The organism is Sphingobium sp. FG58, assembly GCF_057809055.1.
Window position 1 is genome coordinate 71,477 of record NZ_JBMDJF010000009.1, and the last position, 25,770, is coordinate 97,246.

The 25,770-nt window shown below is 61.3% G+C and carries 37 protein-coding genes and 1 pseudogene; 10 read left to right on the forward strand and 28 right to left on the reverse strand.

Going from position 1 to position 25,770, the window contains the following annotated elements; all coding sequences use genetic code 11:
• Positions 1–45: 45 nt before the first annotated feature.
• The 5 genes and pseudogenes from ACODR8_RS12650 to ACODR8_RS12670 form a co-directional block, all read right to left on the reverse strand.
• On the reverse strand, positions 46–1,341 hold the full coding sequence (locus tag ACODR8_RS12650) for a pilus assembly protein CpaE (RefSeq protein WP_489007565.1): 1,296 nt from the start codon (positions 1,339–1,341) through the stop codon (positions 46–48).
• A 1-nt stretch (position 1,342) separates the two neighbouring features.
• Positions 1,343–1,987 (reverse strand): CpaD family pilus assembly protein, encoded by a 645-nt coding sequence (locus ACODR8_RS12655; protein ID WP_489007566.1) that lies wholly within the window; start codon positions 1,985–1,987, stop codon positions 1,343–1,345.
• Between the two features lie 16 nt (positions 1,988–2,003).
• The gene (locus tag ACODR8_RS12660; protein ID WP_489007567.1) at positions 2,004–3,503 is read right to left on the reverse strand and encodes a type II and III secretion system protein family protein; all 1,500 of its coding nucleotides are present in this window, start codon (positions 3,501–3,503) and stop codon (positions 2,004–2,006) included.
• Between the two features lies 1 nt (position 3,504).
• Complete coding sequence (cpaB, locus tag ACODR8_RS12665; RefSeq protein ID WP_489007568.1) at positions 3,505–4,518, reverse strand: Flp pilus assembly protein CpaB; 1,014 nt, start codon at positions 4,516–4,518, stop codon at positions 3,505–3,507.
• A gap of 51 nt (positions 4,519–4,569) precedes the next feature.
• Positions 4,570–5,047: pseudogene (locus tag ACODR8_RS12670) on the reverse strand (A24 family peptidase).
• Between the two features lie 190 nt (positions 5,048–5,237).
• Between ACODR8_RS12670 and ACODR8_RS12675 the strand changes: the two are divergent.
• The 10 genes from ACODR8_RS12675 (at position 5,238) to ACODR8_RS12720 (ending at position 9,278) form a co-directional block, all read left to right on the forward strand.
• Positions 5,238–5,582 carry a hypothetical protein gene (locus ACODR8_RS12675; RefSeq protein WP_489007569.1) on the forward strand — a complete coding sequence of 115 codons (345 nt, stop codon included), beginning with the start codon at positions 5,238–5,240 and terminating at the stop codon, positions 5,580–5,582.
• Positions 5,579–5,770 (forward strand): hypothetical protein, encoded by a 192-nt coding sequence (locus ACODR8_RS12680; RefSeq protein WP_489007570.1) that lies wholly within the window; start codon positions 5,579–5,581, stop codon positions 5,768–5,770. The genes ACODR8_RS12675 and ACODR8_RS12680 overlap by 4 nt, the downstream gene beginning before the upstream one ends.
• Complete coding sequence (locus ACODR8_RS12685; RefSeq protein ID WP_489007571.1) at positions 5,767–5,937, forward strand: hypothetical protein; 171 nt, start codon at positions 5,767–5,769, stop codon at positions 5,935–5,937. Before ACODR8_RS12680 ends, ACODR8_RS12685 begins: the two co-directional genes overlap by 4 nt.
• Positions 5,927–6,211, forward strand: coding sequence for a hypothetical protein (locus ACODR8_RS12690; RefSeq protein WP_489007572.1), 285 nt, complete (start codon positions 5,927–5,929; stop codon positions 6,209–6,211). Before ACODR8_RS12685 ends, ACODR8_RS12690 begins: the two co-directional genes overlap by 11 nt.
• Positions 6,208–7,116: a hypothetical protein gene (locus ACODR8_RS12695; RefSeq protein WP_489007573.1), complete on the forward strand. Its 909-nt coding sequence runs from the start codon at positions 6,208–6,210 to the stop codon at positions 7,114–7,116. Before ACODR8_RS12690 ends, ACODR8_RS12695 begins: the two co-directional genes overlap by 4 nt.
• A complete protein-coding gene (locus ACODR8_RS12700) occupies positions 7,113–7,616 on the forward strand; it encodes a DUF1643 domain-containing protein (RefSeq protein WP_489007574.1) in 504 nt (167 codons plus the stop codon). The genes ACODR8_RS12695 and ACODR8_RS12700 overlap by 4 nt, the downstream gene beginning before the upstream one ends.
• Positions 7,609–8,007: a hypothetical protein gene (locus ACODR8_RS12705; RefSeq protein WP_489007575.1), complete on the forward strand. Its 399-nt coding sequence runs from the start codon at positions 7,609–7,611 to the stop codon at positions 8,005–8,007. The genes ACODR8_RS12700 and ACODR8_RS12705 overlap by 8 nt, the downstream gene beginning before the upstream one ends.
• Before the next feature lie 237 nt (positions 8,008–8,244).
• Positions 8,245–8,610 (forward strand): DUF3307 domain-containing protein, encoded by a 366-nt coding sequence (locus ACODR8_RS12710; protein ID WP_489007576.1) that lies wholly within the window; start codon positions 8,245–8,247, stop codon positions 8,608–8,610.
• Positions 8,607–8,894 (forward strand): hypothetical protein, encoded by a 288-nt coding sequence (locus ACODR8_RS12715; protein WP_489007577.1) that lies wholly within the window; start codon positions 8,607–8,609, stop codon positions 8,892–8,894. The genes ACODR8_RS12710 and ACODR8_RS12715 overlap by 4 nt, the downstream gene beginning before the upstream one ends.
• On the forward strand, positions 8,895–9,278 hold the full coding sequence (locus ACODR8_RS12720) for a hypothetical protein (RefSeq protein ID WP_489007578.1): 384 nt from the start codon (positions 8,895–8,897) through the stop codon (positions 9,276–9,278). It abuts the gene before it with no gap.
• Positions 9,279–9,289: 11 nt separating this feature from the next.
• On the opposite strand, the gene ACODR8_RS12725 is transcribed toward ACODR8_RS12720, so the two are convergent.
• The 23 genes from ACODR8_RS12725 to ACODR8_RS12835 form a co-directional block, all read right to left on the reverse strand.
• Positions 9,290–10,072, reverse strand: a complete 783-nt coding sequence (locus ACODR8_RS12725) for a right-handed parallel beta-helix repeat-containing protein (protein ID WP_489007579.1) — start codon at positions 10,070–10,072, stop codon at positions 9,290–9,292.
• Positions 10,069–11,349 (reverse strand): SGNH/GDSL hydrolase family protein, encoded by a 1,281-nt coding sequence (locus ACODR8_RS12730; RefSeq protein ID WP_489007580.1) that lies wholly within the window; start codon positions 11,347–11,349, stop codon positions 10,069–10,071. Before ACODR8_RS12730 ends, ACODR8_RS12725 begins: the two co-directional genes overlap by 4 nt.
• On the reverse strand, positions 11,346–11,849 hold the full coding sequence (locus tag ACODR8_RS12735; protein WP_489007581.1) for a hypothetical protein: 504 nt from the start codon (positions 11,847–11,849) through the stop codon (positions 11,346–11,348). Before ACODR8_RS12735 ends, ACODR8_RS12730 begins: the two co-directional genes overlap by 4 nt.
• Positions 11,846–12,031 carry a hypothetical protein gene (locus ACODR8_RS12740; RefSeq protein WP_489007582.1) on the reverse strand — a complete coding sequence of 62 codons (186 nt, stop codon included), beginning with the start codon at positions 12,029–12,031 and terminating at the stop codon, positions 11,846–11,848. Before ACODR8_RS12740 ends, ACODR8_RS12735 begins: the two co-directional genes overlap by 4 nt.
• Before the next feature lie 141 nt (positions 12,032–12,172).
• Complete coding sequence (locus ACODR8_RS12745; protein ID WP_489007583.1) at positions 12,173–12,445, reverse strand: hypothetical protein; 273 nt, start codon at positions 12,443–12,445, stop codon at positions 12,173–12,175.
• Entirely contained in the window at positions 12,442–13,020 is a 579-nt protein-coding gene (locus ACODR8_RS12750; protein WP_489007584.1) for a glycoside hydrolase family 19 protein, read from the reverse strand. Before ACODR8_RS12750 ends, ACODR8_RS12745 begins: the two co-directional genes overlap by 4 nt.
• On the reverse strand, positions 13,020–13,379 hold the full coding sequence (locus tag ACODR8_RS12755) for a hypothetical protein (RefSeq protein WP_489007585.1): 360 nt from the start codon (positions 13,377–13,379) through the stop codon (positions 13,020–13,022). Before ACODR8_RS12755 ends, ACODR8_RS12750 begins: the two co-directional genes overlap by 1 nt.
• Before the next feature lies 1 nt (position 13,380).
• A complete protein-coding gene (locus ACODR8_RS12760; protein ID WP_489007586.1) occupies positions 13,381–14,322 on the reverse strand; it encodes a hypothetical protein in 942 nt (313 codons plus the stop codon).
• Between the two features lie 3 nt (positions 14,323–14,325).
• Positions 14,326–15,852 carry a hypothetical protein gene (locus ACODR8_RS12765; RefSeq protein ID WP_489007587.1) on the reverse strand — a complete coding sequence of 509 codons (1,527 nt, stop codon included), beginning with the start codon at positions 15,850–15,852 and terminating at the stop codon, positions 14,326–14,328.
• The gene (locus tag ACODR8_RS12770; protein ID WP_489007588.1) at positions 15,852–16,409 is read right to left on the reverse strand and encodes a hypothetical protein; all 558 of its coding nucleotides are present in this window, start codon (positions 16,407–16,409) and stop codon (positions 15,852–15,854) included. Before ACODR8_RS12770 ends, ACODR8_RS12765 begins: the two co-directional genes overlap by 1 nt.
• A 179-nt stretch (positions 16,410–16,588) precedes the next feature.
• Positions 16,589–18,670 carry a phage tail protein gene (locus tag ACODR8_RS12775; protein ID WP_489007589.1) on the reverse strand — a complete coding sequence of 694 codons (2,082 nt, stop codon included), beginning with the start codon at positions 18,668–18,670 and terminating at the stop codon, positions 16,589–16,591.
• Positions 18,663–19,016, reverse strand: coding sequence for a hypothetical protein (locus ACODR8_RS12780; RefSeq protein ID WP_489007590.1), 354 nt, complete (start codon positions 19,014–19,016; stop codon positions 18,663–18,665). Before ACODR8_RS12780 ends, ACODR8_RS12775 begins: the two co-directional genes overlap by 8 nt.
• Complete coding sequence (locus tag ACODR8_RS12785; protein ID WP_489007591.1) at positions 19,013–19,570, reverse strand: hypothetical protein; 558 nt, start codon at positions 19,568–19,570, stop codon at positions 19,013–19,015. Before ACODR8_RS12785 ends, ACODR8_RS12780 begins: the two co-directional genes overlap by 4 nt.
• The gene (locus ACODR8_RS12790) at positions 19,571–22,099 is read right to left on the reverse strand and encodes a tape measure protein (RefSeq protein ID WP_489007592.1); all 2,529 of its coding nucleotides are present in this window, start codon (positions 22,097–22,099) and stop codon (positions 19,571–19,573) included.
• A gap of 341 nt (positions 22,100–22,440) precedes the next feature.
• A complete protein-coding gene (locus ACODR8_RS12795) occupies positions 22,441–22,587 on the reverse strand; it encodes a hypothetical protein (protein WP_489007593.1) in 147 nt (48 codons plus the stop codon).
• Between the two features lie 17 nt (positions 22,588–22,604).
• On the reverse strand, positions 22,605–23,093 hold the full coding sequence (locus ACODR8_RS12800) for a hypothetical protein (RefSeq protein ID WP_489007594.1): 489 nt from the start codon (positions 23,091–23,093) through the stop codon (positions 22,605–22,607).
• Complete coding sequence (locus ACODR8_RS12805) at positions 23,075–23,524, reverse strand: phage tail tube protein (protein ID WP_489007595.1); 450 nt, start codon at positions 23,522–23,524, stop codon at positions 23,075–23,077. The genes ACODR8_RS12800 and ACODR8_RS12805 overlap by 19 nt, the downstream gene beginning before the upstream one ends.
• Positions 23,525–23,564: 40 nt before the next feature.
• Positions 23,565–23,795, reverse strand: a complete 231-nt coding sequence (locus tag ACODR8_RS12810; RefSeq protein ID WP_489007596.1) for a hypothetical protein — start codon at positions 23,793–23,795, stop codon at positions 23,565–23,567.
• Between the two features lie 36 nt (positions 23,796–23,831).
• Positions 23,832–24,269, reverse strand: a complete 438-nt coding sequence (locus ACODR8_RS12815) for a hypothetical protein (protein ID WP_489007597.1) — start codon at positions 24,267–24,269, stop codon at positions 23,832–23,834.
• 2 nt (positions 24,270–24,271) lie between these two features.
• Complete coding sequence (locus ACODR8_RS12820; RefSeq protein WP_489007598.1) at positions 24,272–24,685, reverse strand: HK97-gp10 family putative phage morphogenesis protein; 414 nt, start codon at positions 24,683–24,685, stop codon at positions 24,272–24,274.
• Positions 24,686–24,699: 14 nt separating this feature from the next.
• Positions 24,700–25,086, reverse strand: a complete 387-nt coding sequence (locus ACODR8_RS12825; protein ID WP_489007599.1) for a hypothetical protein — start codon at positions 25,084–25,086, stop codon at positions 24,700–24,702.
• The gene (locus tag ACODR8_RS12830) at positions 25,086–25,469 is read right to left on the reverse strand and encodes a DUF4054 domain-containing protein (RefSeq protein ID WP_489007600.1); all 384 of its coding nucleotides are present in this window, start codon (positions 25,467–25,469) and stop codon (positions 25,086–25,088) included. Before ACODR8_RS12830 ends, ACODR8_RS12825 begins: the two co-directional genes overlap by 1 nt.
• Entirely contained in the window at positions 25,466–25,726 is a 261-nt protein-coding gene (locus tag ACODR8_RS12835) for a hypothetical protein (RefSeq protein WP_489007601.1), read from the reverse strand. The genes ACODR8_RS12830 and ACODR8_RS12835 overlap by 4 nt, the downstream gene beginning before the upstream one ends.
• Positions 25,727–25,770 lie beyond the last annotated feature (44 nt).

The window sequence follows — 25,770 nt, forward strand, 5'->3', positions numbered from 1 at the left end:
CCGTTCCCCAGTCAACGCCACCGCCCGGTCAGGCGGCGTGCGCGGTCAATCTTCCAGTGCGGCTATCTTGGCCTTGCGACGCGACGGCATCATGTTGCGGAAATCGCCGATCTTGCCGAGCAGGGAGTCGCCTTTTTTGCGCGATGCCGCGGTGCCAGCCTGAGCGTTGTCCGCTTCGCTCGCGCCCATCACCTGATCGAGCAGGGCGGTGCAGGCTGCACCAACCTTGCTGCCCTTGGCAGTTTCCGCCAGCGTTTTGCCGAGCTTTGCAGCCTGTGCGCCGATGCGCAGGTCGAACGGGATGAGGACATCGACCTTACGTTCGATCGACGTCTCGAAATCCTTGCGGCTGATTTCGGGCGAGCCGGGATGGACGCGGTTGGCGACCACCAGCACGCGCGATTGCGGCGCATTGCTCTTGAGCCAGGACAGGATGCGGATGGTGTCGCGCGCGGCCGCCAGCGTCAGTTCGGTCACGACCAAAGTCACATGAGCGTCGGTCATCAGATGCGGATGCTGGATCAGCATGTTGCGCGGCAGATCGACGACGCTGCATTCAAACACCTGCCGGAATTCTTCCAGCAGCTGGTAGAAGGCGCCGCCATCGGTCAGCATCGGCTGGCTGATCGGCGCTTCGGCCGACAGGATCGCCAGCGTGTCGCTCGCCCGCACCATGGCGCGTTCGATGAACAGGCCATCGATCCGGCTGGGATTGTCGATCGCGTCGGTCAGGCCACGACCCGGTTCCAGATCCATCGCCAGCGCATTGGTGCCGAAATGCACGTCGAGGTCGAGCAAGGCGGTCGGGCGCTTCTTCTTTTCCGAGAGCATCCATGCCAGCGAAGTGGCGATGCTGGACGCGCCCACGCCGCCGCGCGTGCCGATGACCGCGACGGTCATGTGCGGACGTTCGGGCGCGGCGTCGCGCGGGGCCATGAACACGGCCTGCGCATTGGCAAGAGCGTCGCGCAACTGGTCCGCACCAAATGGCTTGAGCAGATAATCCTGAATGCCGCTGGCAACCAGATCGCGATAGAGGCGCACGTCATTGACCTGGCCCGCCGCGATGACGACCGTGCCGGGCTCGCACACTTCGGCCAGGCTGTTAATGTCGTTGAGCGGATCACCGCTTTCGGACATGTCGACGAACAGGATTTGCGGGGACGCGGTGATCGACAGGCTCTGGACCGCATTGCGCATCCCGCCCTTGTTCACCTTTTCCGGTGCCCAGCCCAGTTCGGAACAGACCGACCGGACCAGATCATAGCTATGATCGTCGCAGACGAAGGCGTGAAAGGGATCCCGCGGGCCGTTATGGCCCGGTTTCCAGGGTGCGTTCATATCACTGGCCTCCTGCTGTCATTTGCTTGAGTTCGCCAGCGCCGGTCGGCGGCTTGTCCCGATAGGTGGAAATGGCGCGGTTCGACGTGGCCGTGCGCAGATTGCTGTCAGTACCCTGACCCCGGACGAGATCTTCAGGATTGGCGACCATCGCGGCCAGATTGCTGTTGGTGCCGCAGCCGAAATTGGACGATGTGCCCAGGTTCATGTCGGCTTCCTGCTTGCTGCTCCAGTCGGGGCAGCCCGGCACGCTGGCGGTGGCGCGGCGCACGATCAGGCGGACGCTGCCCTGCGGCGCGTCGCCAGCGGCAGCCGAACTGTCCTCTGCGACCAGCAGGCCGTGGCGGGCGACGACATCGGCGATGCCGTCGCGCAAGCCGGGGCTGTAATAGCCCGCGTCGGTGACGATTGCGACCTGATCACCATAGCCAAGGCCAATGGAAGCGAACCAGTCGTTGAGGCGGCCTGCCTCATAGGCGGACAGCGAGTCGCCGCTGGCCTGCACGTCGAACGTGTAGGCGGCGTAGCTGACGACTGGCTGATGCACCGATTCGACGCTGCGGTTGGGGCTGTCGGTTACGCAGCCAGCGAGTGGCAGCGCCAATATGGCGAGTGCCGTGAGGGTCTTGGCGGACAGATAGGTCATGTCTTTCGTCCTTCCGTCAGAAGCTGAAGCCGGGGGCGGCTTTGCCGGGCTTGCCCGACTTGGCGCCTGGCGTGGCGACCGGCACAGCGGCGGACGCCTGCGGGCCGGGGGTGACCGGCGTGGGTGATCCGGGGGCGCGATGCGGCATTTCGCCGCGCTTGCCGCTGATCCCGTCATTGCCCTGCTGAAGCAGGAGCCCCTGGCCGACATTGGCGTTGCGGAAACCGTCGGTCGGCAGGCGCACGTCCGATGCGTTCATCGGCTTCACCAGATAGGGGGTGACGACGATGACCAGCTCGCTTTCGCTGCGCTGGAACTGGCGCGACTTGAACAGGCTGCCCAGGATCGGCAGGTTGCCGATTCCCGGCACCTTGTTGATGCCGTTGCTGGTTTCATTGTTGAGCAGGCCCGCAATCATGAAGGCCTGACCCGAACCCAGCTCCACCGTGGTTTCGGCAGTGCGGCTCTTGAGCGCAGGGACGTTGGCGTTCAGCGTGAAATCAAGACTGGACACGGTCGGGCGGACCCGCAGCGAAATGCGGCCATCGGCCAGCACGGTCGGCGTGAAGGCCAGCTGCACGCCATATTGCTTGAATTCGATGCTGTTGCCCTGCGTGCCATTGCTGATCGTGTAGGGATATTCGCCGCCTGCCAGGAAGCTGGCGGTTTCGCCCGACAGGGCGGTCAGGTTGGGCTGTGCCAGCGTGGTGGCAAGGCCGCTCGATTCGGCCAGGTCCAGTGCGCCGGCAATGTCCAGGCCGAACAGACGGGCTACACCGCTCAGGCTGTAGCTGCCGTCGATCGGGAAATTGAAAGTTCCGCCGCCTTGATCGTTGAAATCAACGAAATTGCGCGTGCCGCCGCCGATACCGCCGGCGATATTGTTCTGGCCACCAGGATCCCGACTGCTGAAATTTGTACCAATCTTGTGGCCGACATCCTTGCTGACTTCGGAAATCTTGACCTGGAGCATCACCTGCAAGGGCGTCGCCATGCGCAGGCGGCTGACCACGGTGGTTTCCTTGCCGACGAAGGCCTGCGTCAGCCGTTCGGCTTCGGCGGCATCTTCGGGTGCCTGGATAGTGCCGGTCAGCAGGACCATGCCATTCATCTTGTTGACCGCAATGTTCGCGCCGGGCATCGCCAGGCGGAGCATGTCGTCGATGCTGGTCAGGTTGTTGCCGACGCGCACCGTGCCGGAAAACAGCACTTTGCCATTGGGCGCGGTAGCGAACACGGTGGTTTCGCCCGCCTTCTTGGCGATCAGGTAGAGCTGGTTCTGCGAGCGGACATGGACGTCGACCACTTCGGGGTTGCCGATCACCACGTCGGACATCCTGTCCGACAGATTGACCACGCGGCTGCCGCCGACCGACATCAATATCGCATTATCCTGCGCGCTGGACGGAGCGGCATTGAGTGCCGTTCCGGGGACTGCGGCCATGGCAACGGCCAAGCCGAGTGCGATCGCGGGTCCGGCGACCTTGCGCCCGGACAAGTGGAATATCGACTTCATCTTACTTCCCCCCGACCGGAACTTCGGTCACGCTGGTGCCGCGGGCCACGCGGATGACCGGGCCTCTGACGGCAACCGGCGCAGTTATCTGGGCACCAGTGCCAGCCATCTGGCCGCCCTGGTTTTCGGCCTTGGCCGGGACCGAGCTGCGCTGGTAGCGCGACACGTCCGCACCGGTTGAATAGGTGGAGCCGCGATCGACCGGGCGCGACGCGATCTTGGCGATGATCGCCTTTTCCGCGTTCGGGCTGGCGCCATCGGGCAGATCGACGTCAGCACCGGCAATGGCGGCGTCAAGATCGGACGCGGTATCTGCGATCGACCGCAGCGACATCGACAGCGAGCCGATGGTCTGGGCAACCGCGATCTTTTCCGCGATCTTGGGCGTCACTTCGATGGTGACGTTGGAATAAGTGCGCACTTCGGGCTTGCCGTCCGCGCCCATCGCATCCATGCGCTGGTCGGTGGCAAGGACGCGCAGGTTGCGCAGGATGGTTTCGGAGACTTTGAGCGCCTCGCCATCGCCGCCGCCCGCCACGCTTTGCGTCAGGACCAGGTCGATGCGGTCGCCCGGAAAGACGAAGCCTGCGACCGAGCTTTGCGCCGAGACAGGGACGGTGACCGCCCGCATACCAGCGCCGAGCGCCGCCGCCAGGAAGCCGCGATCGCCGGGCTTGACCAGGCCACCCTGGGTCAGCGGCTGTCCGGCCGAGATGGCGGTGCGTACGACGCTGCCTGCCAATTTGATCGGGTCAGCCTGACCCTTAAGATAATAGGCCTGTTCGATCAGATCCTTGGGCCAGGGCTGGAAGCGGAAGCTTTCCGCGTCCAGGATGGTGCCGACCGGCAGAGCCTTGGTCGCGACCAGCACATGGGGCTGGTCGGCTTCCGTCGGCATCGACGCGGCATTGACCTGCGGTGCGCTGGATGAGCTTAACATGCTGCGCGCAAGCAAGGCTGTAGTGACCGCTATGATAAGCGCTCCAACCAGCAGCACGATTTTCTTGGCATCCATGACGAAATTCGCCTCCCTGTAGTGGGTGCACTGCCCCCAGTGCTTCACTCATCACGTAAATTGGTTAAGATATCGTTGGCCACGGCAGCAGCCACAGCGCCGCGAGTGAAATCGCCACGCCATAGGGGATTTCCGGCTGCCCCAGCCGCCGGGTCATGCGGTGGTGGATGACCGTGACCAGCGTGACCACGCCGCCCAGCAGCGCCATCAGCACGACCAGCGACAACACAGCCTGCCATGGAAACCACAGCGCGAGCGCGGTCAGCAGCTTGACGTCGCCGCCGCCCATCATGCCCAGCGCAAACAGCGCAGCAAACAGGGTGAAGATTGCTGCGCCGACCAGCAGTTGCACCGCCATGTCGGGCCACAGCGCATAGCCATTGGCCAGCCACCAGAGCGGGGCGAGGGCCGCGACCGCCAGATTGAGCCGGTTGGAGATGATCCGCGCACGCAAATCGGTGATCGCCGCCGCGATCAGCAGCGCGCCAAGGGCGCATAGCAGCGCCACCCTGAAATATTCGCCCATCATGGGATTTGACCCTAGACCCGATGGCTTACCAAACCTTTACTAAGAAAGGCGGTTTCGCGTGGCTCCGGCCAAATCGACGGACAAAACCAGCCCTATTTGAATCAATATCTTAGGGTTGGCGCGCAAAACCAAACGGGCCGGAAAGCTGCGTCAACAGCTCCCGGCCCTGCACAGCGAATGGAGGTTCGCCATGACTGATATTCATCTACCTGCATCGGCACCATTGGGCCAGCGGCAGTTCACCAATATGCTTCGTAGCCTGCACAACATCGATGCCTACCAGCTTCCTGAATTGACCCATGGGCAGCAAACTGACTTCGTGCAGAATCCGGTGAAGTATTTCATCCGCGCCGACGATGAGCAGCAGGGCTTTATTTGGCGCGAGATCGCTAAGCGCCAACCTGTCGAGCAAACTGTGCCCGATTTGCTCGAAGCCCTGCGCGATCTTGAGGCGCTCGTCCGCAGCACCGGAATGCACAATTCCATTGAAGCAGCGGCGGCGCGCAAGCTCATAACCAAGGTGACGGCGCTATGAGTGAGGATAACTCCATCGGCATCTGGATCAGCGACGAACTTCCGGACGGCCTGCGCGAAGAAAACGGCGTCATCGAATTTGAGTGCCGATCGTGTGGGGCGTGGACTGAATGGCGTGGCGAGATCGCTGACTATGATCCCGATGCTCACGAAAACATGTGCGGCGGATCGCTACGGTGCTGCCCATGATCATCGACATAGATTGCCCGCTCTGCCGAGGCGAGGGGCGCATTGAAACCGGTGAGATGGAAAGCGGCCCCGCTGGCATCGGCTTTGAAACCATCGACTGCCCTCGCTGCGGCGGAACCGGCGCGGTCGCCCATGATCTGAATGAGGATTGCGACGATGACGACTGAGTATGTCTCAAATTTCCGCGCTGATACCGACGAGAAGGGCTTTATCACTCTTCGCACTGGCGACCGCAATGATGCCCCCGACAGCGACTTGATCGCGAGCGTGTGGAACGATGATTTTCTGTCGCTCCTTGTGAACGCGCCTGCGCTTCTTGTGCTGGCCCACCAGTATAAGAACGATCTGCGATATCCAATGAACGACGACAGCCGACACCGCCGCTTAGAGGCAATTGACCGCGTTCTGGATGCCGCCACCCCCAAAGGACCACTGACATGACCAAAGACACTGAGGCGCTGCGGGAGGCGTTGGCCGCGCATTATCCCACCGGGGAATGGATGCAGCCATGCGGCAATCATGTCCTTTGTTGCAGTTGCGGCGAGAACCTCTGGGGCGTTGATCGCGATGCTTGCAAGGCGGCATGGCGGACGCATGTGATCGAAGCCCTCGCCACCCCAGCCAGCGACGAACTAGGCTTCGACCCGACCGCCGAAGTGGGCGACGAGGTTTTCCCGCATGACACCATCGGGAATGGCGGCGGGCTTGATCCTGCGGCTGGGGAGGTTACTTGGCTTGGTCCCATACCTAACATTGGCGGACTAAAGCCGGAATGGTTGCCCGACGAAGCTATCGTAATGATCGCTTTCAACCCGCGCGACTGCCATACTTGGCTTACGTGGGAATTTGCAGCAAAGCGGAAGGCCCCGGCGAAGGATAGGGATTGGGAAAACGCGACGGCCTTTTGCATCGAAACACCCCTCTACGCCCACCCACCGCACCCCGCGCCCGTCGATCCTGTGGCGGGCGGGGAGGCTTTGCGGGAGGCGGATGTAATGATCGGCAACTTCATCGCTCAATACGACGAAGGCGCTGCCGGATGCCTCATGGACGCCGACGACGCGCAAGCGTTGGCCAGCGAGTTCAAGCGGATGCAAGGGCTGATCTACTGTCCCGGCGTCCTGCGGTGCGCAAAGTGTGACTTCCGACTGATGAAGACGACACTGACGCCTGCGGGTGCCTTCGCAAATGAGGAGCCGGATAGTTGCCCTAACTGCAATGTGCCTATGTGGCGCGTCACATGGCAGGACGAGGCGCGGGATGCCTACAAGACTGCCGAGAGCCAGATGGATCGGGCCTTGGAAGCTGAACGCGCCCTCGCCGCCCTCAAAGGACCATCCGCATGACGGGGGAGGCTATCATCTCAGATTGCGGCACCTACCGCTACCGCCTGGACCGTTACGTGTCGCCCCATGCGATGGTTACGGCGGTCATCATGGTCAACCCATCGACGGCGGACGCCACGCAAGACGACGCGACAATTCGCAAGCTGCGCGGGTTCGGTGAACGCAACCAATGGGGCCATATCATTGTCGGCAATCTGTTTGCCTACCGCGCTACAGACGTTCGGGAGCTAGCAAAGGCCTGCGATCCTGTCGGCCCTGAAAATGACGATCACCTAATCAACATTTTTGCAGAGTGTGACCAGGCGGTGTTCGCATGGGGGCCGGTCACAAAGCAGCCGAGGATGGTCCGCAGCCGGTGGATTGATGTTGCCAATCTTGCGCGCGGCTCAGGACTTGACCCGCTTTCCATCGGACCGGTGGCTAAATGCGGCCACCCCAAACACCCGCTTATGTTGCCTTACAGCAGCGCAATCCTAGATTGGAACCCACCCCATGACTGACCAACCGACGCAGGATGCTATCGTGTCGCAGCGGGCAAAACCGTTCGAGCGCCTGAAATACTACCCTGATTATATTGATGACGCGGAAGGGCTGGAGCGTCTTAGGCAGGATGTGCGGTCAAGCAGGGGGCACGACATGGCCCATATCAATTATAACTCGCTGGGCCGCCTGATCGACACCATCGAACGCCTGAGACATGACCGCGCCGAGATCGAAGCCGCCACGATCGAGCGGTGCGCTAAGGACATGGCACAACTCAAAGCCGAGAATGAACGCCTGTCGAAGCATATAGCGAGCGGCGTCCTGCCGGGACTTTTGGACGACGACGAAAAAGACGCGCTACTCGATTTCGTGAAGCATCTCCGCAACCTGAAAGGCCAAACATCATGAGCGAGGCCCCGGAAATGGTCCATTTCGTCGCAGGCCATATCCGCGCAAAATGCCGTTACCCTAGCGGGCAAGCGCGGTTTGGCGTCGACGAATCGTGCATCGCGGCGAAGGCGGCGCTCGACGCAATGCGATCATGGAATTGTGCGCAGCGGAAGCGGCGCAGTCACCCGGTACTCGCGCCTGCGCCAGGAGAGAAATCATGAGCGAGATTGAGACGCTGGCGAAGGGGGATGGAAAATGATTAACGACCCACATTTGATACTCATCGCGCTTCTCGCCGGTCACGCGTTGGCAGACTACCCGCTCCAAGGCGACTTTCTGAGCAAAGCCAAAAACCGCACGGCACCAATTCCTGGCGTCCCATGGCAGCAGGCCCTTGGCGCGCACGTCGTCATTCACGGCGCGTTCGTGGCCTTCATCACCGGGATTTGGTGGTTGTTCTTTGCCGAGGCGCTGATCCACTGGATTACCGACGATGCCAAGTGTCGCGGGAAGCTGACCTTCAATCAGGATCAGGCGATCCATGTCACCTGCAAGCTGGTGTGGTTTATGGTTCCGGCGGCATGGGCGGCGTTTTCTCCAGTCGCGTGGATCACCCCATGACCATCGCCGACCAAATCACCGCCCTCCTAGCCGCCGACCCGATATGCGGTGGCCGCGTGACGGGGGAGACTGTCAGGGCTATTGCGGAGATCGTGGGCGAGAGGGCGGCTATTGTGGCGTGGTTGCGCGACGACGCCGGAAAGACCCGCCAGGATTTGTCCCGTATGCACCGCCGCCGCCTGCTAACCATAGCGCAGACGGCGGAATGGGAAAGCATGATCGAGTTGAAATCTGGTCTTGCCGACGCAATCGAGCGCGGCGACTTTGGCGCGGGGGAGGGGTGAATGTTTAGCGATCTTCCTTTGGCCGAGATAGAGCGGCGTAGACAGGCGTCCATCGAGGTAATGAAGGAACGCAGCCGCAATGAGTTCGAGCGCTGGTATCAAAAGCGCTGCGATGAGTTCTTTTGGCGTAATGGCCGATGCTGCGCCGGTTGCGATCATTGGAATAGCGACCAAGGTGATGTGGGAGAATGTCTTTCCGCTCCGCCTGTCTCCGGCGAACAGGTGCTCAAAAGCCTTGGAATATCGTGGGCAAGTTACACGCCGCCGCCAGGTCAGCCATTCACAAGCCGCGATCACGTCTGTGGAGCATTTCAGGATACTTTCGATTGGGATTCGCTTGGCATGGAATATCTAGCCTCCATTGGCGCGACTGCCAAAGCCTAATCGAGGCCGCGTCACCCATTAACCTCCACCAGCGGAGCCATCTGCCCCCGCGCCCGCTTGGTGGTGGACAGCACATTGTCCCGCATGACCCGCGCCGGGTCGACCCCAAGCGCCTGAGACGCCACGACAGGGTTGCCGGTGACCGATATGTCATTGCCCCGCACGTCGACGCTCTCAGCGCTGTATCGGGTCCATGGTGCCTGCCATTGCGCGCCGGTGCGTTCGCCTATGTGCAGCCCATCGCGGCAATCTCGGATCGTGTTGCGCAGGATAGCGATGCGACGGCAGCCGCCCTTGGTGGTGAGGGCAATCGGATTGCCGGATATATCGCATAGCCGGATGCTGCCGTTATCGATTCCCAGGAAGTCTATGCCATGATCGCGGCCGCCGCGCACCGTGCAGCTGTGGGCGTGAATGTTACTGCCGCCGTTGGCCTTAATGCCGTCATCTATCGGGTCGATGGCTGTTAGCCGCACGAAATATATCTGCTCGATCATCTTTGCCGGGTCGTATTCGTTGCCGTTTTGGCTGATCTGAACGCCGTTCAGGCCGCCTACAGTCGTAAAACCCTCAATCCGCAGCCATTTGACGCCGCCGCCCCCGATCGCGGCCTTACTGTTGTCCGTCGCGATGATGCGGGTGTCCTTGCCACCGCGGATCGTGATGAATTTGCCCTTGGAGCCGGACAGCCCGCGCGGGAGGGTGATGTTGCCGATTATGTCACCATCGGGGAGGGTGTAGGTGTCGCCGGGTTTTAGGGATGCCAGGGCGCGGTTGATGGCGGCGGGGGTCATGTCGGTATCCAGGGCGTCGGCTGCTGGATCATGTTCGATATGTAGGCACCTCCCACGATGTGGCCCGCTGGGGATAGGTGCAGAAGATCAGCGTTGAACATGGCCGTGTCTGCGATCTTCCATGGCGTGCCCGGCACGGAAAACAGGCTGTTCAAATCCCAATAGCCGTCGATCCCGGCAATGCCAGCGCGGACCAGTGCATCAAAGTCGGCAATACGCTGCTGCGTCGTCGTCGGGGTGCCGCCATCCGCATTGCGCGGGAGTGGTGTGCAGGCAAAAACAAAACACGGAAGGCCAGGGTTTTCCAACGCCCAAGCGGCACGAATTTCAGCCGCCTTGGTCGCATAATATCCAGCCACCTGTGCAGCAGTCTTGTTGCCAGCACTGCTATCGAGATCGTTGGTTTCCAGAAACAGGACGGTTGTGCTGGTCAGGTCCAGACTTTCCGAACGCCTCACGCCATCGGCTATAAATGTCGCCATTTGGCTCGATGGTTTGGCCATCATGCGCAAGGGCGTCTCGACCCCGGTTGCGACAGCCGCAGCACGGAAGCCGCGCCGGAACATGCCGCCGCCCTCCACCGTTCGACCGCCTGCGCCGATAAGGCCACCGTCACCAAGCGCCGCGTCGGTATTGTTGTAGGCGATGCTGTGACCGATGACCGTATAGGTGTGGACCGGATGCACGCCATAGGCGACCAATATGTCACCCTCCAAAGAGCCAGCCACGATCCCGGATGGCCCAGACGTTCCAAGGACGCTTGGAGCCGTCCCATCGTCCGCCTTACGCCCCACGCCGGTAGGCAGCGTCCCGGATGCATAGGGCGTCGTCTGTGTCGAGAACTGGCCAGCGGTAAGGACGCGCTCTTTCTGGAGATCAAGCGTTGTCCCGGCGTCCAGCGACAGACCGGTAAATTCGGCCAACTGCGTCAAGGCGGCACCGTTCACCACGGAAACGGGCGCGGGGGATATGCCCAGCAAAATCGCCCCGTTCAGGATTGCAATGCGCGATGGGACGTCATTGCCGATGGCTATCTCACCGCCGCCTGTGCCTCCGACATAGTAACCCTGCCCAAACACGCGCAGGGCGGTGACATCAGTTGCGGCCAGCTTGGCCTTGGACACGGTGAGAGCGCGAACCGAACTGGCGTTCGTCCCCTGCTGTGACTGCGCGATGTCGTTATACTGACCAACGATCTGCCAGGACTTGACCGGCGCAGGCGCACCACCGCCACCGCTGCGCGCGCCGAGGCTAAGGCTTAATCCAAGGCCGATCATTGCGCGGTCTCCAGTGCCAAAGCCCAATCCCGCGCCGCCTGCAATCGCCCCGTGTTAGCGGCACACACAAAGGCATCCGCCTCAGGAATCAGGATATTGCCGAGAGGAATGACGGCACTTCCACCGGGTCCGTCAGCGCTTTGGGCGCTTTCGGTGGTGCCGGGCAAATCGGTTGCGCGGCCCGAACGTTGAGCGGCTTGGTAGCGCAGGACGGCAGCATGATAGCGCTGGCCAAGATCATCAGCGCGCGCGTCGGCTTGTTCAGCATGGGCGGCATATTCGGCTTCCTTCTTCATCTTGGCGGACAGGGCGACTGCGGTGGCCTCAGCCTGCGCGCGGGCATAGTTGGTGGCGTCTGCGCGGCGACCGGACTTTTCTGCCTGTAGCGCGCCCTGTGTGGCGGACAGGCGGAATGTCTGGATGGTGGCGAAGATCGTCAGGATGGCGATCAGCACGCCCGCCCCGATGATCGCGGCCTGCTGGAGGCGGGAGAGGATCATAGCGGGTAGCCTGAAATTTGAAGCGCGATATCCTCGCTAACGTCGCGCAACTCCGCTTCAGCTAGAGCAGCATCGTCTCCGCTTATTGCGATGTCCCCATCTTTCAGCATGACGCCGATCGCCATGATCTTAATGGCGGTTTCGCGGCTCAGTATAACTATTTCACAGGCTTCGCAGTTCATGTTATTGTTCCCCATGCCAATTCGTCGCCGCCCACGAGCCGCTCGACTGTTCAAGCCAAAGGCAAAGCCCGCGCCGCCGAGCTGGTATGACCGTCACGCGCAGGGAGGCAGGCCGCGCAAAGGGTGCTGGTGCGGCTAAGTTCACAGCTTCTGCTCCACCGGGATAGGGTCATTGGCCGGCTGATCGACCTTGACGGGCATGGGCGATTCCGGCGCGGCTTTCCCGCCGCTGGAGGAGCCGACCCAGAACGAAAACGCTGCCACCGCGAAGGACTTCCATGTGCCGATGACATCGCCGATCATGGCCGCGTCCTTGGAGATCGCGACGACCCAGACGGAAAAACCAGCATAGGCGACGATCGCGACGCCGCAGAACAGGACGACAAGGCGTAGGTGCGGGATGCGGGCGGTCATGACAGCATCGCCTTGGCCTTGGCGTAATGCGCCTTGCGATCAGCCAGGCCATTCGATCCGCCATTGATCCGCTTGGTGATGCCAACAATATCGTCATTGTCGGCCAGCGCGTTCAGGTTTTTGTCTCGCCAGAACAGCAGAGCGACATGCAGGCCGATGGACGGGTTGGCGACGATCGCGGGGTATTCCTCGAAATCGATGCCCGCCATCTTGCCGAAACGCGCATAATTCGCCCGCCCGGTTAGCTGGATCGGGCCACGACCCTTGTAACGAACACCATCGCCCGCAACCACATTGCCCAAGTCCTTGCGCCCCTCATAGGCAGCGCCGCTGGCAATCTCCTCCATGTAGCGGAATGATCCGCTTTCATGGACAAGCTGCGCCATGAAATGCGCCAGACGCAGCGGGCTATCCATGATCCCGAACGCCGGAAAATGGACATTGGCCGCAATGGCGAGCGCGCGGGCTTTCGTCGCGTCGGCACCGAAGCGCGAGAAGAGGGCGCGGAACGTGTTTTGCCCCGCCACCCCGTCCGCTACCACGCCAAGCGCTTTCTGCAGGTGTACTATGTCCATCAAATTTCCCCTAGCTTTGCCGACATGTCAGAAGGCACATGCAGATGGAGCGGGAAGGCGTCGCCCAGGATCGCCCGAACCTGCTGCAACTCAGGACTGCTTGGTTCCTGCCGAAATTCCTTGGCGATCAGGATATTGACAGCGATGGTGAGGCGACCAATCTTATCTTCGAGCAGGTCCATCCTGACGTTGAGTTCCTGCACCTTTTTCGACTCTTCCCCGTTCCGCCGCGCCTCGCGTTCCTGACGCCGCTCGTCGCGCTTGCTCCACCATTCCAGCAGCCATTTCAGGCCAGCGCCGATCGCGACTAGACCGCCACTTCCCAGCAGCCATTGCGCGGTGGTTGGCTCATCGCTCATGTCACGCTTTCAGCGTCGCAGCGGCGGTGTAGGTGTCGCCATGCCAGCGACCTCCGACGCTCGTGTTCCGTTTCCAGATGGACAGGGCCAAGTCGCTGGCATCTTCATAGGATCGACCAGATACGGTCAAATCCTCAACATAGGCCCGGTACAGCACCCACGATGCAGCCTTGTTGACGGCAACGGTCGCCCATGCCCCATAGGCACCCCAGACGGCCAGCAAAGCCTCCAGATTGGCGATCCCGACAGGCACACTATTCTGCCAGCGGAACGAGCCGCTATCCCGATAGAACGTCTGCGCCTCAGTGTTCGGGCCGGGCAGGATGACGCCGCCGCCCGTTTCCTGATAATTGCTCTGGCCAAGCTCCGCGCCGTTGTTCACGCCAAGCTCGGTCCCGCTATTATCGCCCGCCGTCATGAATTGCAGGAAGTTGACAGTCGATCCGCTGGCATTGGCGATGGCGTTGAACGGCAGAGTATTGCTGCTCGAATACAGCGCCTTGCGCGTAACCAAACCCTCCAGCGCCACGAAATATCGGTGCGTCGGGTTGGCGAGAATATAGGTCTTGATCGGGTCCGCCATCTTGATAGCGACATTGCGACCCGCGCTCATCCCTGACCGCGAACAGGCACCGTGCAGGCCGCCCTTGGTTGTCCGCTCAAAGGCCATGTCTGCGGCGAAAAAGTTGGATACGATCGGACAATGTAGCGTCGAAGGGTCTGCGCCGGTAAGGACGGCTGCCTGAGCCGCCGCGATGTTCGTGAAGGTCAGTGCCTCGCCCTGGACCGGGACGCGCGTCACCTCCGCACTCGGAAGCGTGCTGTGCGCCATGTCCAGCAGGACAAGGCTGCCGGGCGACAGCATTTCGTCCACGAAGCTGGAGGCTGCGATCGAAGCCGCGTCACCAATCAGCGACGCATCAGATTTATAGAGGGTTCCCATGCGTCAAATCCCCAATGCGCGAAGGCGGCGAAAGATGATGAAGGCCGTGACCGCGTGTCCGAAGGTGTGGAGGTGCAGGCCATCGATCCGCAGCGACGAAGGCACGATGTCATCGGCGATGTCCGCCGCGTCCTGCGTCGCATAGCTTGCCGCGTGAGTCGTCCAGTTCAGGCCGAAGGGCGTGAAATATCCTTGCGCGGCCAGAATGGTGGCGTCGCGCTTGCCATGATCGACCAGATAGCGGTGCAGGTCGATGAAGCGGTCGCCATAGGTAAAGGCGAGATCGTCAATCGCCTCGCGCATGGCGATGTAGCGCGCGCTGCCCTCGCTTTCGTCAGGGTAGCCGGTGCTGACATTGCCAGTTGGATAGGCGGGGTTAGGTGCGACCTGACTGCCGTTCGTGAAGCCCAGCACCAAGGCATTGCGCATCTGCGACGACTGCATGGCGTGGATCGCGTCCACTTCTTGCCGGATGGTCGAGAGGTCGAAATTGGTAGTGTTGCGGCCCACGGCGGTGATGAGTGTCGCCTTGCGCCAGAAGCTGTTGTCCATCTGCGCGACCGAGTTGGGCGGGCAGGCGACGACAGACCCCGGCGTCTCGCGGATAAAACTGAGGGTGCCGCCGCCATCGCGGACGAACATGCCATACACGCCCTGTATCTGGCCGTAGATCGATTGCGGCGACGTGCTGGTCAGGGCTGCGGGCGTCATGTTGGTGATCGCGACCGAGCCGCTGGCCGGAACCTGATTGCCGGTCACGGTGACGAAAAAGGTTCGCGCGCCCATGCGTGCTGCGATTTGCGAGGCATCCTGCGATCCGGCACCCTGCGGACGGATCGTTCGCGGCGCGCCAGCAGCGGTCAGGAAGGTGTTGAGCCACTGGAACCACTGAAATTGACTGCCGACCCCTTGAACGAAACTGTCGCCGGGGATCACGATGTCGGCCAACGGAGCGACGGGTTGCTGCGTCAGCGATTTGAACGTGCCGTCGAGACGAACGCCCGCGACCAGTCGGCCCGCACTGTCGCCATAGGCGCGGATCATATTGCTTTCGGGCGGCAGGATGGCTTCTGCATATTCATCGCCAGCGAGGTCCGACAACGGGGCGGTATATTCCATCGCATCGTTGATCTCAGCCGCGTCCAGGCTGTTCAGCTTGGCCTTGTCGGTGGCGGACATTTGGCCTTGTTCGGATTCGGTTGCCAATTGCTGGATTGCGTCGATCGCAGCGCTGCTTGGCAAGCTAAGCCCCTGATCGACCGCAGTGCCGCCATCATTGAGATACAGCGTGGCAAATTCATCGCCTGAGCCTGCGACAAGGAAAAGCTCTTCATCCACCGTCGCGGCAATGCCTGCGGCGGTCGTTGGGTAGATCGTGTCAGCAATGCCGGAAACTGAGAGGAGTTGCTCGATCACGGAGCCGATCAATCGGATTTCCACCTTGCGCGGCTCATGTGCGCCCGACGCGGGGACGCCGTCCGTGACGAAATCGCGGAAGGCTAGATTGATTGCGTCCTGAACAGCGCCCATCAGCTGTAACTCCCCGTGAAATCTTCAACAAATCGGAGCGCGGACCCCTCCGCATATCCCATCGAACGGGGTGCGCGCATGTCGCCCGACAACCGCATGACGCAGCGCGGATCATCAAAATCTATGGGGGTGCCGGACAGCGCCGCCTCGCGCAGCGGCGGGCGAATCGACAGGATGGCCGATTCATCATCCTGCGATATAATTTCAGCGATCCTGTATGCCCGCCATCGCATGGCTGGATGATCGATGCTCAACCATTCGCCGCCCAAAAGCGCGCGGCCCATGCTTGAAAGTGCGACATGGATGGTCGTCGCACGCAAGGCTGCGTTCTCTGACAATTCAGCATTGCAGGATGCTGTGTCATACTCGGTTTCATCGCTGAAAGTGGTGCCGTCGCTATGCGGCACGCCGTCCAGATCATAGATTGGCTGGTGGCGCGCGTCGCAGAACGGGACGATGACCGGACGAACCCCGCCATCCATCCACGCAGAAATAGCCGACCAGGCGAGTGCTACAGGCACATCGTCCAAGTAAAAGTCGGACATTTCGAGAAACACGCGCCCGCCGCCATCGGTCGCAATGATTGTCTCATCGCCATTCAGGGCTACCCCGCCGCTGATCGTGCGCCGCTCAATGTCGGCCTCGGTGCCGTTGGGCGCGAACAAGCAGGTCGGGAATACTTTCATGACCCGCAGCCTAAGGACGCAGGACGCTTCGGTTTATAACCCTCAGTGCGTCAAACCACCGTTACCAAGCCCGTCCCGACAGGCGTCGATCCGGTCCCGGCAGCGTTGAAGCCTCGCACGAAATAATACCAAGCCCCGGCCGCAGGTTCGTCATGGAAGGACTGTGCCGCACCCGGTGCAGAGCCTAGATCGCCGCTGACCAGCGTGGAGCCGGAATAGCTGTTCGCGCTGTTGCGATAGACCCGGCTATAGGCAAGGTTCGTGCTGGGCGGGTTGGTCCACGAGATATCTGCCTCCAGCGTCCCACCCGTGCCAGACACACTGGTCGGCGGGGATGGGGCAAGGCCAGCCGTGGAAGTGCTGACCGATTCGAGCGCCGACCAGGGCGACACGCGGCCATCGCCTACGCCATAGGCGACCTCTACATCAATCGCGACGTCGAGCGGCACAAGGCTGGTCAAAAGGACCGCGGACGGGCCGGGGTCGATATCGCTATATTCCTGCTCGTTCCATGTCGTGTCGGACGTGATCCTCCAGCGCGCATACCAGGTGATGTCCTCCCGGTCGAAGCCGTCCACAGTAATGCGAACGCGGGCCGTTGAGCCGCCGTCACCGAGTTCTGCGGCGGCGGTGGAGATCGTGGGCGTGTCGAGAGGGGCGGGGGCTATGCGTCCCTCGACTGGCGCAGGCTCACCCTCCTCAGTCGCCGGGTTCCATTCGTCAATGTTGGGGGAGACCGCGACCCAATCAAAAGTTACGCCAAGCTGCTGCATGTCCTTTTCGGGAGAAGTAACGATCTCAGCAGGTCCGCTGTAGAAGGTGGTGCCGACCTCGACATGGTTGAGCATGATATAGCGCTGGCCGATCACGCTCATTCCATCGTAATTGGTCGTGATTGTCCCGCGATCCGGGGCATTTTGGCGCGCCATGAACCGCTTTGCCAGACGCCGGTTTTGCGAATGGCTGGGGGATTGCGGAGACAAGCCTGTACTATTGGTCTTACCGCGCGCCGCTATATCGTCCTCGTCGGTCCACGGCGTCGCATCTGGTTCGTTATAATCATGCTCGGCTGACAAATAAGTGATGGTGATCTGGTTGATGAAATCCTCATCCTCCACAAATCCCTGGTGCCGTGCATTGACAATCTGGCCGGGTCCGACGGTCACGGTCGGCGTGTAGTAGCGCCCCGAATAGACAATGTACCGGCCGAGTTCGTCCTCAGAATACCAGCCATCAAACGTCTTGAGAATTTCCCCGATCACCTGCGCAGGCTCGGACGTAAGATCGTACAGCAAGGCGATGCGATATCGACGCTCGGTTCCGCCGCCTTTCAGCGCCACAGGCTCATCACAATGGTCTGCCGCGTCTATCCAGTATGACAACACCGGCAGGATTTGAGTATCGTAATCCACGCCGCGATCGGTGATCAGATACCAGAGCAGGGCAAGGACGGGATTGTCCAGAAGGGGTTCGGCCTTCACCCAAGTATCTGGATCATATGCGTCCATAGTCGGATCGCGAGGATCAAATAGATAGGCCATGTCGAAAACGGCGGACAGGATGGTGTTGTCCGCCTGAGGGTAGGTTTCAAGATACTTTTTGGCCTTCACGGGCTGCTTGATCAGGTAGCCCGAAGTGATCCCGTCACCCCTGTGATCGGACGTCCAGATGCCGGGGAGCGCAGACATGACGGCGGGGAAAGCGGCTTCTGTTGGGAGGCCCAGGTTGAACCCAGCCAGCACCTTACCAGTGTCGTATGCTCCATCGGCAAGCTGCTGTACTACACCACCGGTGATGGTCACCTTGTCGTCATTCAGATATGCTTGACGCATGGCGTGGGAGCGGCCCCATAGGAACGCCAGCACATCGACAGTCGCGCCGTTGGCGTTGGTGTCCCAAAACATCGCCTTTGCGTAAACGCGACGGGTGCCGACGCCTCTTGTCCGAACCGGGCGCGGCTCTTTCTTCTGCGTCTGGGCGGCGTCCGGCTTTGGCATCGACGGGCCGAAAAGCAGCGTTACCGCCGTGGTCGCAACCATGCCCGCGCCCGATGCGATTAACGCTGGGTTGCCGGTCAAGATGCCGACGCCGATCATGGCGACACCCACGATCGCTCCGACAAACTTACCCACGCCGCCACACCGCGATTACATTGTCAGCGGGCAGGCGGACAAATGCTAGGCCTTTGGCTGTCAACAACGCCCATTTCTCGCCAGTGTAAATTCCGCCGATTTCCCCTTCGCCTTCTGGCGTGATGACATGCACCACGCCGATGTCCCCCGCCTTCGGCTCCATCACCAGTTCGAGACGGTCAGCGATCCATGCGCCCCATGCCTCAGAAAGCGGACGTCCGTGCGTCGAATAGTCGCGAGGCAATGGAATGCCGACCCATCGGGCGGGCCATGCGGTGCAGTCATGTTCGCCGTCTTTCCAGGGCGTTCGCGAACCGGCGAGTAGATAATCACCAAGATCGCTCATGTGGGGCCGAACCTGCGCGTAGTGCCCGCGCTGATCCCCGCAACGAAATCGCAAAAGCGATCAGTCGGGCTTATCTTTGCCTGATCGGCCGCCGTAAAATAGGCGACCTTTGGGTTCGACAACATGGTGTCGCCGCTTGCCATGGACAGTGAGACGGACCATTGGCGATCGCCATCATTATCCGTCGATTCTGTGATGATGACACCGCCAGCGCCGGTCCAGTGCCACTTGATCGGGCCGTCCTGCTGCCAGGCATCGTCAAATTCGAGCAGGCCAATGCGAGCCGCTGCCCCTTTGACGCTAGCCCTATCTTCATGAGCCAAGTTAACCAGCGCGGGGGATACGCCCGAAAACCGGACTTCGATGCGATCCGCCTCGCCATTGATAAGCTGCTTGAGCGCAGGCACGGACACTAGCTCGCCAGCGCCGCGCCACGACGCGCCAGAAGGATATAGATCATCCGGCGTGGTTGGCAGGTCGCCGAACCCGCTCCAGATAAATACTGGCGGGTCACAGGCAAGATGGAACAGGACGGAAACCCGGTGAGCCGCCATTTATTTCGTCCTGAACCGTTGAGCGCGGCTGACTGCCTTGGGCGCGTCCTTCATCGCCTGCTGATAGGATGCACTGCCAGCGCGCGCGGCTTCTTGACGCGCGATCCTGTTCACATCCTCCAGCAATTCGGGCGTCGTAATCCCATGGCGATTGTCCAGGGTGAACGACTGCTGCACGATGGTTTGCCTGACCGCTGGCGTCGCGGTCGCGCCTACCATTGAGCGGGCGGCCAGCTCGTTGTTCGGGATTACCCGCGAACCTCTCGGCAGATCGACGAGTTCAGGCCCATCCTCCCCGACCCAAGCCAAGCCACCGGGGGCCGATTTCGTGCCTTTGGCAAAGCCGGGAATCTTTTTACCGCTCATATCGAACGTGCCGCTGCCAAAGCCGGTGATGATGCCTGGCATGTTGAAGCCACCACCACCGCCGCCCCCTCCGCCGATGAATCCAGTGAGGCCGGAAAGCAGGGAGCCAAAGAAGCCGCCACCGCCGCCGCCCGACGCACCCGCGAACGCATTGGCGATCGGCTTCATGATGACCTGTTGAATGAACAGGTCGAGCAGGCCAGCCAAGAACGGGTCTTTAATGCCAAGCTTTTTGGTCAATGCATCGCGTATGCCGTCCTGCACATGCCGCAGCTCATCGACCGCATATTCCTCGACCTTGTCGCGGATGTCGGTGTCGTTCAGTTCGCGGGAATAGCGGGCGAGGGGTGATTCGTTGTCGCGCTCGACGGTCTCTTTGCCTGCCGTTTGCAATTGCCCCAAAACATCAAGGCGGGCCTGCGCGATCTTCTTCTGCGCGTCCGTGGCGGTTTCGCTGGCCTTGATTGCTTCCAGTTCCGCGCGCTCCTGCTCATAGGCGAGATCGAGCAGGCGCAGCTCGATGTCGCGGCGGTCACGGCGGTTGGTGGTGAGGTCGGCTTGGGCGCGCAACAGATCCTCGTCATTGCGCAGGCCTGAGAGTTTGACGTCCAGCGCATCCCTTGTTGCCTGCACATCACGTTCGTGGATGACCTTGGCCGCTTCCAGCGCCGCGACAGTTTCGGTCAAGGCGATGACCTTGGCGCGCTGCTCGGCAGTATAGCGTTCGTCGGAGGCCACTTCTTTGACCGCTGCAGATTTGGCGGCCTCGATGCGCGACAGTTCGACCTTTGCCTTTTCATCGGCGTTGGTCAGTTCCACCGCTTTGAGACGCAGGATTTGATCGTTGAGCGAGGCCTCCTCGCGCGCGAAAGCTTCCGGATTCAGCTTAGACTTTGGCGCAGCGGCGGTTTTCTTCTTGCCGCCCGATGAGGCAACCGGCTTTGGCGCAGGGCCACGGCCCGCGCTGGGCGTGCCAGGCAAGGGATTGCCCATCACATCGTAGCCGCCGGTCATGCTGCGGAAACGGCGCTCTGCTGCCTCCCCTTGCCTGCGGCTCTGGTCCGCCTTCTTTCCAGCGTCGTAACGGCCAAGGGCGTTGCTGCCCTTAGCGCCGACCAAACGCCCACCGGGTGTATCGGCCAAATAATTGGCTATTCCATCAAATTCGCGGAGGGTCTGGCGAATGAATCCTTGGAGGTCGAACGCTTTAAGGCCTAGCGCGTCGAACGCCGAAGCACCCGCCTCCAGCAGCGGGTCAAAGACATCCCCAAGCCCCGCCAAGGTGGACCGAACCTCAATGCCGAATTGCTCGGCGCGGGTCTCAAGGTCAGCAAAGCCATCAGACCCATCGCTGACGAAATTTGCCAACGCAGTCGAAAACTCGCCCCCGCGATCGAATGCGCCAAAGGTGACGACAGCCGCATTGTAGACCTTCGTCATGGCGTCGTCGAAGGTGACCGGCAGTTCACGAAACTCCGAATCGATCCCGGCCGTAAATTTCTGATTCGTCAGCGCCGCCAGCAGCTTGTCGGACGTGAGCTTGCCTTCCTCGCCCAGCTTCTTAATCTGTCCGATCGGCTGCCCCATGGCTTCGGCCAGCAGTCGCGCAAGGCGTGGCGACGCTTCAAGGATGCTGTTCAGTTCGTCGCCCCGCAACGCGCCGGACGCCAACGCCTGTCCGAACTGGAGTGTCGCCGAGGCGGCCTGGTTTGCATCGGCCCCGCTGATCTTTAGTGTTTTCGAGAAGGTTTCCGTCGCGCGTGCCGCCTCCGCCTGAGACCCGCCCAACTCCTTCGCGCCACGCACGAAATTAGCATAAAGCGAGGCGGTTTCAGAAAGCCCTGACCGCGTATCGTCGGCAATCCGGCGTACATCCTGTTGCGCCTGGCCAAATGATCCGAAACCGCTGGTCGCCAGCTTGAGGGTGGCATCCAGCTTTTTAGCTTCGTCGGATATACTCAGGAACGACCGCGCCAGAGCCACGGCGGATACACCCGCCAACGCACCCTTGATCGCGTTCATTGACGATCCGACCAACATCTGCGCGCGTGTCGCAGCCCCGCCGACCCGCTCGAATCCGGTGGTCATCCGGTTTTCCAGCCGGACAATCGACCCCTCTTGCAGTTTCAGACTGGCATCGACCCGCCGCGCCGTCTGCTGCATCGTCGCATTGTAACTCGCCACGTCCGCGCGAAGCTGGAGGATTACGGGGTCGATTTCAGGCATGGGGTCATGCTACGGGGGACCGCGAGGGCGGATTATAACCCTCAGGGAGGTTACATGAAAACCTGCTATGCCTGCCGGGAATTGATCGACACGCGCGCTACCAAATGCCCGCGATGCCAGACCATCTTTGACGGCGCAGAAATGGAGAAAGGGCGCAAAGAATCGGGGCGGCGCTCGATAGCGCGCATGGTTCTTATCATTCTGGCGATCTTCATGGCGGGATATTGGCTCAACCATGGCGGCGCGGAATCGCTTGGCGCTGCGATGAGTAGGATCGACTAACCCCGATGCGCGTCCATAAACCGCCGCAACCGCTCCACGTCCTGCACGCCCTTGGACTTGCCATCGCCCCCGGCTGCTTCGTTATGCGCCTCCATGGCCTCGAAATAACCCGACAGGGATAGCCGCTCCCAATCCAGCCCCATGCCGCCGCAATTCGAGATCAGCTTGCCTTTGGAGAGCGCTTCCGGGGCTTTCGCGCGGCGGGAGTTACCGGCTTTTTTTTTAGGTTGATGCCATTGATTGCGGCGTTGAGGATCGCCCAGGCAAGGTGCATCGCCTCGATTAGCGGGCGCGCGGGAAACACATTGTCATTGACCAGCTGCGCGGCGACCTGTGGGCCGATATCGACCTGTTCACCATCGACCAAGCCGGAATTGCCGCCGATCAGGCCTTGCAGGATGATGTGGCGGAGATCCCCTACCAATGCGCTGGCACCCCCTAAATAGACAGGCCCATCGTCGGATATCCCCAAGCCGCCACTGATCGCGTCATACATGGCAAAAATCGAGCGGGGGTAGCCTTCATGCTTGTGGGCGGACGGGCCGCGCTCGACCGCGATGACCTGCGGCAGGGGCAGCCAAAAACGATACCTGCCGCCCGCGAAGTCGAGTTCAACCGCCGTGTCGGACATTAGGGCGCGACGGTCCATTCAAGAACGTCCTGGCCTTCCAGCGTGATTTCGAGCGTCGAGCCTTCCGCGTTCTGGTCGGAGGTTTGGTTTTGCGTGGTGAGCATCGCCGTGCCTTCGTAGGTGCCAAGCAGTTCGCCAGCGTCAGTGTCGTCATCGCGGTAGAGTTCGACCGTGTAATTTTTGAGGACACCAAGCGCCCCGGCATAGGTCGCTTCCATGTCGATATTCTGCACGCCGCTTCCAGAAATCTGCCAGCTATTGCCGGTTGCGCGCAATTTGCGCTGCCCTGGACGACCCGGCTTCGCGCAGTCCCGGCGATAGCGCTCGGTCATGTTGGCGCTGCGATTGATCGACACGCTTTCGATCCCGCAAAGCTGCGTGAACACGTCTGGACCGGTGGCAGTCTGAATCTTGATCAGCGCAAAATCGGCTTCGGTTGGAAAGCTCACGGCAATATCTCCAGCATCGTTTGCCGGAGACTAGGGCGCGTCACTCGTCTGGTTTATAACCCTCAGGGCCATCGACCACGCGGAACCGATTGCGGCGCTGCTCGGCCTGCCAGTCGGACTCGTCCGGGGCCGATGCTTCCACGATGATGCAGCGCATGGCGTGGGCGGCCTCATCGTCGCCAGATTTATCCAAACGCTCAGCAGCTTCCGCGATATCGTCGGGGTCGATGGCCTCGGCCCGAATCATCTGGGCAAGGAATGCGCTCAACATGCGCTCGGCTAGAGGGATTTCCATCCCGCTGGCATATCAGCCACGCTGGGCTTGCGCTATCACATTTGCGATCCCGTGATAGGCATCGCGCTCGGCACCGTCCTGCATCAGCCGCGATGACCGCACGGCAAGCTTATAGGTGACCCCGGCGACGGTGTAGCGATGATTGTGCAGCGCCTCGATCACGGCGTTGTTGATGCGGCCGCAATGGTCGCGGGCGGTTTCGATCATCTGTCCGTTCACTCCAAGCCGCGGCTTGGCGAACGAATGGACCATGAACGTCACGTCCGATCGCTTGGTGCAGCCCCGTCCGCGCGGGATAGCCTGCGTTCCGTCGAGGCGGGTGAACGGCCATGCAGGTGATTCGTCAACCGGCTCGATCGACGCCTTCGCCACGATTGCCAGCAGGGCGGTATTGGCTTTCAGGGTGATGATGGTCGCGCGCTCCGTCTCGCGCAAAAGATCGCCTGCCATGGTCAGTCCTTCGATCTGGAGCGGCGAACAGCGGCAGAGACGGCCTGTTTTACCAGATCCTCCGCTTCTCTGCGCTTGGCGTCGCGGGCGGTGGACATGAAGGGCCGGGCAGACATGCGTGACGTGCCAAATTCCAGCGCGGCGCTATAAGGCGCATTGCTGCTGACCTCGACCAACAGCCGCTCCTTTTGAATCGTCTCGATATTGTTGCCGAGAACGCCGGTGTCTTGGTTTGGGTATTGGCCCGGCGCTGATGGCACATGCCCTTTGCCTGATACCGCGCCGGTGGTGATCCCAATCTGAGCCTCCACCTGGATCATCTCACCCGCCGCGAACAATGCTTTACCGACATAGCGCGTCATATCTGGCCCCGCGAGCTTACGCAGGCGGGCCACATGGGCCTTGCCCCCGATCATGCGAGACCGCGCCATTACGCTTTCCGCCCCCTAAGTTCCCATCCGGCCGCCGCCGTATCCATCCCAACAAACTCGATCGACCAGACGCCGACAAATTCAGCCGGCCCATTCAGTATCTCGATCTTGTCGGATGTCTTGACATTGCCCTCCAGCGTGGCGGCGAGGACTACGATACGCCGATCCTTCTCGGCGAACCCTTCCTGCGCACGCATAGCTTCCGTCGCGGCGTCAACCTGGGCCTTGCATGGGCGCAGCGTGGGCGAGCCTGAACCGGGGATGATGCTTCCACCATCGTCATAGTCGATCACGCCCTGCCGGATGATCTGCGCGTCATGGAACGGCCCACCAAACACAGCGGAGAAGGCCAGGCCGATGTCAGCGAAGGCGGATGCCATATCCATTAGGCGACGCACCCAACCAAATACGGCCCGCCAAACAAGCGCCGCTCGATCGCCGCGAGTTGCTGGCCGTATGGCGTTGACGCGAGATCGCCCTTGGCGCGCGCCGCAACCACGCTGTCGGAAATGGTGGCGCTGAACGTGGCGCTCTTGAAGCTGGTCGCCCCGGTCGCGATCACGCCAGCAACCGCCCCCATGCCGATCGTCTGGAGCGCCAGATAGTGCGCCGTCATCAACTCGGTCGCGCGCTGCTGATAGCTGCCATAGCGGTCTGTGATGTCCGCCTCCGCGTCCGTTGCCCATGCGGCATAGGGCGGCTCGGTCAACGTGGTGAAGGCGACATATTTTGCCTTGAAGTCGGCCAGGGGGAGGCGGGTGTAGCTCACTGGATAAGGAAGCACTTGGTCGGCCCGGTCATCGCGGTGATGCGAGCCGGGACGAAGGGGAGCAACTGGCCGCTAATGACAGGGAAGCCCGTGATCGCGCTGCCCGTCGCGTTCTTATAGCTGATCGTGCCATCGCCCGCGAACAGGACCGCCTTGACGTTGATCGGCAAGTCGGCGTCGGCGGGCGTGTGTTCGATCGCGGAGGAGCCAAGGGTTATCGCCAGATCCGATCGCTGCGTTGTCCATTTGTCGGCCATGTTTTGTCCTTACAAAAAGGGCCGCCGCACTATGAAGCGAGGCG